The 6,709-nt window shown below is 64.3% G+C and carries 6 protein-coding genes; 2 read left to right on the forward strand and 4 right to left on the reverse strand.

Going from position 1 to position 6,709, the window contains the following annotated elements:
• Positions 1-42 precede the first annotated feature (42 nt).
• The 4 genes from mreD to ACM9LZ_RS01885 all read right to left on the reverse strand — a co-directional run bounded on the left by mreD (position 43) and on the right by ACM9LZ_RS01885 (position 4,444).
• Entirely contained in the window at positions 43-552 is a 510-nt protein-coding gene (mreD, locus tag ACM9LZ_RS01870) for a rod shape-determining protein MreD (RefSeq protein ID WP_416617618.1), read from the reverse strand.
• An 8-nt stretch (positions 553-560) separates the two neighbouring features.
• Positions 561-1,439 (reverse strand): rod shape-determining protein MreC, encoded by an 879-nt coding sequence (mreC, locus tag ACM9LZ_RS01875; protein WP_416617619.1) that lies wholly within the window; start codon positions 1,437-1,439, stop codon positions 561-563.
• Between the two features lie 110 nt (positions 1,440-1,549).
• Complete coding sequence (locus tag ACM9LZ_RS01880) at positions 1,550-2,587, reverse strand: rod shape-determining protein (protein ID WP_416617620.1); 1,038 nt, start codon at positions 2,585-2,587, stop codon at positions 1,550-1,552.
• 294 nt (positions 2,588-2,881) lie between these two features.
• Positions 2,882-4,444 carry a 2-isopropylmalate synthase gene (locus ACM9LZ_RS01885; RefSeq protein ID WP_416617621.1) on the reverse strand — a complete coding sequence of 521 codons (1,563 nt, stop codon included), beginning with the start codon at positions 4,442-4,444 and terminating at the stop codon, positions 2,882-2,884.
• Positions 4,445-5,088: 644 nt separating this feature from the next.
• Here ACM9LZ_RS01885 and ACM9LZ_RS01890 point away from each other — a divergent pair.
• Together ACM9LZ_RS01890 and ACM9LZ_RS01895 are read left to right on the forward strand one after the other, a co-directional pair.
• Positions 5,089-5,859 (forward strand): MlaE family ABC transporter permease, encoded by a 771-nt coding sequence (locus tag ACM9LZ_RS01890; RefSeq protein WP_416617622.1) that lies wholly within the window; start codon positions 5,089-5,091, stop codon positions 5,857-5,859.
• A complete protein-coding gene (locus ACM9LZ_RS01895; protein WP_416617623.1) occupies positions 5,856-6,644 on the forward strand; it encodes an ABC transporter ATP-binding protein in 789 nt (262 codons plus the stop codon). The genes ACM9LZ_RS01890 and ACM9LZ_RS01895 overlap by 4 nt, the downstream gene beginning before the upstream one ends.
• The last annotated feature ends 65 nt before the right edge of the window (positions 6,645-6,709 follow it).

The following is a 6,709-nucleotide window of genomic DNA, read 5'->3' on the forward strand; positions in this document are numbered from 1 at the left end:
CTATAGACACTCAATGGCAAAAAGGCACCGGCCCGCCGGACGCTAGCTTAAATAGGCGCGGTGCAGACGCTGCAACAGATACGCCACCAGCGGGAACAGGGCCACCCCCAGCAGCGATTGCACGATCACCGCGCGCGCATCCAGCAGCGAGGCCGTCATCAGCGCGAAGACGGTCCATTGTACCGCTGCCGCACCACTCGCGACCAATGCAAACCCGATCCACAGCATCACGAAGGACCGGCCCAGGAAAAAGCCGCGCTGCGTGATCAGCAGCCAATAGGCCAGGATCAGCGCCAGGGATGTCATGCCCACCGGCGTGCCGCTGATCAGGTCATGCAGCAGGCCGATCATGAACACCACCATGGGCCGCAGCAAGTCCGGGCGATGGATGACCCAATAGAAGAGACTCATCAGCATGAAGGGCGCCGTGATCGGGGCATAGCCCGGCAGATGCAGCGGCACCATGCCGATCAGCATGGCCACCACGGTTATCCCCAATGGCAGCAGATTACGTGCCGTCTGGTCGAGCTGGGTCAGGATTCCACCGGCCATGTCGGCCCTCAACGCGCAGCGCCCGGCTGCGCCTTTTCGGCGGCAACACCGCTCGCAACACCGAAATCGATGATCTGGACATGTTCCAGACGGGACAGGTCGGCCATGGGCACCACACGCGGGCGGCCATCGGGACCCGGTTCCACCATGCCCACCGGCAGACCCGGCGGGAACATGCCGCCATGACCGGACGTGAACACGCGCTCTCCCTTCGACACCTCGCTGTTGGGCGGTAGATAGGTGAGAAGCGGATGGTCCGAATTGTCCCCCGCCAGCACGGCGCGCTGACGGCTGGTTTCAAGCACGACAGGGATACGGGCGTTCAGGTCGGTGATCAGCAGCACGCGCGACGACCATTCACCCACCTGCACAACGCGCCCGATCAGTCCCTGACCCGACATGGCCGCCTGCCCGCGCGCGACGCCGTCACGGGCACCGGCCGTGACCACCACGGTGCGCACGAAGGCACCCCCCAGGTCGCCGACAACGCGGCCCGTGACGATGGTGGCGGCCGGGTCGGGCCGGAACGACAGGAGGGAGCGCAGCGAACCGTTTTCCGCCTCCAGCCGCAGGGCAGCCTGCTGCCATTGCAGCAGGCGGGCATTCTCCTGCCGCAGGCGGGCATTCTCATTGTGCAGATCGGTCAGCGACCGGAAATATTCCAGCGCATCTGCCACGCTGGCGGCCGGCCGCGACAACACGTTCAGGATGGGGGAAACCGCATCTGTCGCGCGCGAACGGGCCTGGTCCACCAGCCCGCCATTGACATGACCGATCATCATCAAGGCGATGGCCGCCAGAATCAGCAGCGGAAAATAGAAACGCTGCACCATCCCCCAGACGGGGGCGGCGATACGTGCAACGGATCCGCTGTTACGTGCCTTCACCGGAGGTGCTTCCCGTAACCGACGGGCCGCCCTGTCCGGCGGCCCGAATACAACAAGAAATTAACGTGAAAAACCCGTGATGTAAATTGCGGATCGCGGCGCGCGTTCCGTCAATACATGCGGATCAACACGTTGCGCAGGCTTGCCTCTTCCAGCGCCCGACCGGAACCCAGCGCCACACAGGACAGCGGATCATCGGCAATGGACACGGGCAAGCCTGTGGCGTGGCGCAGCACATAGTCCAGATTGGCCAGCAGCGCGCCACCGCCGGTCAGGACGATGCCCTTGTCCACGATGTCGGCGGCCAGTTCGGGGGCGGTATGTTCCAGTGCCACCTTCACGGCCTCGATGATCTGGCTGACGGGTTCGGCCAGGCTTTCGGCGATCTGCCGCTCGCTCATGACCAGTTCCTTGGGCACGCCGTTCATCAGGTCGCGCCCCTTGATCTCCATCACCCGGCCTTCGCCATCCTCCGGCGGGCAGGCGGACCCGATTTCCTTCTTGATCCGCTCGGCCGACCCCTCACCCACCAGCAGATTATGGTGGCGACGGATGTAACCGATGATGGCCTCGTCCATCTTGTCGCCACCGACGCGGGCGGAACGGGCATGAACGGTGCCGTTCAGCGACAGGACGGCCACCTCGGTGGTGCCGCCGCCGATATCCACGACCATGCTGCCCGTCGGCTCCGTCACCGGCAGGCCGGCCCCGATGGCCGCGGCCATCGGCTCCTCGATCAGGGAAACGCGGCGCGCACCGGCGGCCTCCGCACTTTCCTGGATGGCGCGGCGCTCCACGGCGGTGGAGCCGGAGGGCACACAGATCACGATCTCCGGGCTGGCGAAGCTGCGGCGGTTATGGACCTTGCGGATGAAATGCTTGATCATCTCCTCCGCCACCTCGAAATCGGCAATGACGCCGTCGCGCAGCGGGCGGATGGCCTGGATATTCCCAGGCGTGCGGCCAAGCATCAGCTTGGCCTCGTCACCCACGGCCAGGACCTGCTTCTTGCCGCGATGGTCGCGGATGGCGACAACCGATGGCTCGTTCAGGACGATCCCGCGCCCCTTGACGTAAACCAGCGTGTTGGCCGTACCAAGGTCGATCGCCATGTCGGCGGAAAACATACCGAGCAGGTTTGAAAACATGGGGAAAGCGTATCTCTGGATGCCCGGATTCTGCCGCCCTTCGCGCGATCGGGCTCCGGAATGCCGGACCGCGTTTGTTGCATAGACCATTTGGGGGCAGCCCCTCAAGTCTTGAAACTCCCCAGGCCGGAATTTGTCGCGGCTTTTGTCCCGCACTGCCGCATGATGCCGGATGCGAATGCCGACGTTCCCGAAACGATCCCCAATCATGGCAGCAAAAAGGCAAAAACCCCCGCCGGCGCGGGGCCGGCGGGGGCTGAAACCCGCAGATAGGGGAATCGGAGTCGCCGCGGATCAGGCGGACAGGGCGACGGGTGCTGTCTTCTGCCGCTTGGTCACCAGCTTGTTCAGCGCATGGACATAGGCCCGTGCGCTGGCCACCAGCGTATCGGCATCCGCCCCCTGCCCGTTCACGGTCTTGCCATTCTCTTCCAGGCGCACCGTCACTTCCGCCTGGGCGTCGGTGCCCTGGGTCACGGCATGCACCTGATAAAGCTGCAGCTTCGCCTCGTGCGGGACGGCCAGCTTCAGCGCATTGAACACGGCATCGACCGGACCATTCCCGAAGGCCACGACCGGGGCGATGGCCGCACCCTCCACCTCCAGTTCCAGCACGGCATGCTGGGGACCCCGGGAGCCCGCCACGACATGCAGGGCGATGAAGCGGATATGGTCGTTCTGACGGCCGACCTCGTCATCCATGATGGCGACGATATCCTCGTCATAGATGTCCTTCTTGCGGTCGGCCAAATCCTTGAAGCGGCCGAAGGCGTCGTTGATGGCGTTCTCGCCCAACTCGTCGTAACCGAGTTCCTTCAGCTTGGCGCGGAAGGCGGCACGGCCGGAATGCTTGCCCATGACCAGCGACGAGCGGTTCAGACCCACCGATTCCGGCGTCATGATCTCATAGGTCTCGGCATGCTTCAGCATGCCATCCTGGTGGATGCCGCTTTCATGGGCGAAGGCATTGGCGCCGACGATGGCCTTGTTGGGCTGCACCTGGAAGCCGGTGATGGTGGAAACAAGGCGGGAAGCGCGGGTGATATGCTCGGTCTTGATGCCGGTGGTGCAGCCGATCAGGTCGTGGCGGGTGCGCAGGGCCATCACCACCTCTTCCATGGAGGCGTTGCCCGCGCGCTCGCCCAGACCATTGACCGTGCATTCCACCTGACGCACGCCGACGCCGATACCGGCCAGCGAATTGGCCACGGCCAGCCCCAGGTCGTTATGGCAATGGACGGAGAAGACGGCCTGATCACTGTTGGGAACGCGGGTCATCACGTCCTTGAACATGGACGCATATTCCTCCGGCAGGGCATAGCCGACCGTATCGGGGATATTGATGGTGGTGGCGCCGGCCTTGATGGCCGCCTCAACGCAGCGGCACAGGAAGTCGCGGTCCGACCGGCTGCCATCCTGGGCCGACCATTCCACATCCTCCACCAGGTTGCGGGCATAGGAGACATACTCGATCGTGCGCGCCAGCACCTCCTCTTCCGTCATCTTCAACATGTAGTTCATGTGGACGGGGCTGGTGGAAATGAAGGTGTGGATGCGCTTGCGCTGAGCAAGCTGCAACGCCTCTGCCGCGCGGTCGATGTCGGCACGGGCGGTGCGGGCCAGCGCACAGACCATGGAATTCTTCACGGTCCGCGCCACCTCGCGCACCGCCTCGAAATCACCATTGGACGCGATGGGGAAGCCGGCTTCGATCACATCGACGCCCATCTCCTCCAGCACGGTGGCGATGCGCAGCTTCTCATCCAGGTTCATGGAACAGCCGGGCGCCTGTTCCCCGTCACGCAGGGTGGTGTCGAAAATGATGACGCGGTTGCTGTCGCGGATGATGCTGCTCATGTCCTGGTCCCTTGCGGCAGGTCCGGCCCGATCCCGAAGGGATGCGCGGCACCGGAGAAATATCGATTTAGGCGGCTTCCTGCGGCGCCGGGGCGGCGCCTAGACCCCTGATCGCGGACCATGCCACGACAAAGGCGGCACGGCATCGGGCGGTCAGGGGGAGATTAGTCGTAGGGTGGCGACCCGAACGGGGGTGGCAGCCGGAACAACACGGCCGCAGCGGATGGAAGACGCAGACAGGCGGGCGGACAGGCCGATGGAACGGGCGGCAATGCCCGTCATCTTCATGCTGTCAGCGATGTGGCCGGCCGTTGTCACGGGGAAAGACCTGTCCATCCAAGGGTGCGCGCATGCCGGACAGGGCCGGCAGCTCGTTTCTCCACCCGGTTTTACGGCGAAATCCCCGGCACGGCAAGATGCTTCGCACGGAAACAAATGCAAAACTTCCATGCGGGCACAGCACGGGCCGGCCCCGGCATGGGCCATCGGCCGTGATCGGCACACGCTGCGCCACATCCGCGCCACATCCACGCGACAGCGTGGCGTGAATGCGGGGCAGCCCCTCTCGACCCCCTCTCGACATTGACAGGAGGCACCCCATTGTCTAGCCGTAGTTCCGGGTCCCGCATGAGAAGGTCGGAGTGATGAATTTCCTGAGTGCGATCGGCCGCGCCACCCTGACCTTCCTGGAGGCGACGGGCCGGCTGGCCCTGTTCACGCTGACGGCGCTGTCCCACTGCCTGCGCCCGCCTTTCTATTTCCGCCATATCGGCCGGCAGATGCTGGAGATCGGCTATTACAGCCTTCCCGTGGTCGGCCTGACGGCCGTGTTCACCGGCATGGTGCTGGCACTGCAAAGCTATAGCGGCTTTTCCCGGTTTTCCGCGGAAAGCGCCATCGCCACCGTCGTCGTGCTGTCCATCACGCGCGAACTGGGGCCGGTTCTGGCCGGGCTGATGGTCGCCGGACGCATCGGCGCCGCCATGGCGGCCGAACTGGGCACCATGCGCGTGACCGAACAGGTGGACGCGCTGTCGACACTGTCGACCAATCCCTACAAATATCTGGTCGTGCCGCGCCTGATCGCCGGCACCACCATGCTGCCGCTGCTGGTGCTGGTGGCCGATATCATCGGGGTGTTCGGCGGCTATCTGGTGGCGGTCTACCGGCTGGACTTCAACGCCGCCAGCTACATCAACAATACCTGGCAGTATCTGGAATTCATGGATGTGGTGTCGGGCCTGGTGAAGGCGGCCTGCTTCGGCTTCGTCATCTCACTGATGGGCTGCTACCACGGTTATAATTCGCGCGGCGGGGCGCAGGGCGTGGGGGCTGCCACCACGAACGCCGTGGTCTCGGCCTCCATCCTCATCCTGGTGCTGAACTATCTCTTGACGGGGATCTTCTTCTCATGACGACGCCCGAACTGGACGTGCCCAAGATTTCGTTGCGGGGCGTGAAGAAGGCCTTTGGCCCGAAGGTCGTGCTGGATGGTATCGACCTGGATGTGGGGCGCGGGGAAAGCGTCGTCATCATCGGCGGTTCCGGCACGGGCAAGTCGGTGCTGCTGAAAAGCATCCTTGGCATCCTGCAGCCCGATGAAGGCCGCATCCATATCGATGGGGAGGACACGACCCATATCGGCGGGCGCGACCGGGAACGGGCCATGGCCAAGTTCGGCATGCTGTTCCAGGGGGCAGCCCTGTTCGACAGCCTGCCTGTTTGGGAAAACGTGGCCTTCGGCCTGATCCAGGGCCAGCGCGTGGGCCGGCGGGAAGCCAGGGAACGCGCCGTCGCCACGCTGGGCGCCGTGGGACTGAGCCCCGACGTGGCCGACCTGTTCCCGTCGGAACTGTCCGGCGGCATGCAAAAGCGCGTCGGCCTGGCCCGTGCCATCTGCACGCGCCCGGAGATCATCTTCTTCGACGAGCCGACCACGGGCCTGGATCCCATCATGGCCGACGTGATCAACGACCTGATCGTGAAATGCGTGAAGGACCTGGGCGCCACGGCCCTTTCCATCACCCACGACATGGCCAGCGCCCGCAAGATCGCCGACCGCGTCGCCATGCTGTACCAGGGAAAGCTGATCTGGGTGGGGCCGGTGTCGGAAATCGACAATTCCGGCAATCCCTATGTCGAACAGTTCATCCACGGCCGCGCCGACGGGCCGATCAAGATGCAGATCAAGGCATTCTGAAGGCGCCACGCGAAAAAACACCCGCCATGGTTCCCCATGGCGGGTGTTTTATTTTCAGATCTTCC

Origin of the sequence: Niveispirillum fermenti (genome assembly GCF_048066175.1) — a bacterium.
GTDB lineage: Bacteria > Pseudomonadota > Alphaproteobacteria > Azospirillales > Azospirillaceae > Niveispirillum > Niveispirillum fermenti.

Bases quoted from the DNA above. Each gene is read 5' to 3' on its own strand.
- ACM9LZ_RS01895 (WP_416617623.1), top strand. From the start codon at position 5,856: ATGACGACGCCCGAACTGGACGTGCCCAAGATTTCGTTGCGGGGCGTG.
- ACM9LZ_RS01890 (WP_416617622.1), top strand. From the start codon at position 5,089: ATGAATTTCCTGAGTGCGATCGGCCGCGCCACCCTGACCTTCCTGGAG.
- ACM9LZ_RS01880 (WP_416617620.1), bottom strand. From the start codon at position 2,587: ATGTTTTCAAACCTGCTCGGTATGTTTTCCGCCGACATGGCGATCGAC.
- ACM9LZ_RS01885 (WP_416617621.1), bottom strand. From the start codon at position 4,444: ATGAGCAGCATCATCCGCGACAGCAACCGCGTCATCATTTTCGACACC.
- mreD (WP_416617618.1), bottom strand. From the start codon at position 552: ATGGCCGGTGGAATCCTGACCCAGCTCGACCAGACGGCACGTAATCTG.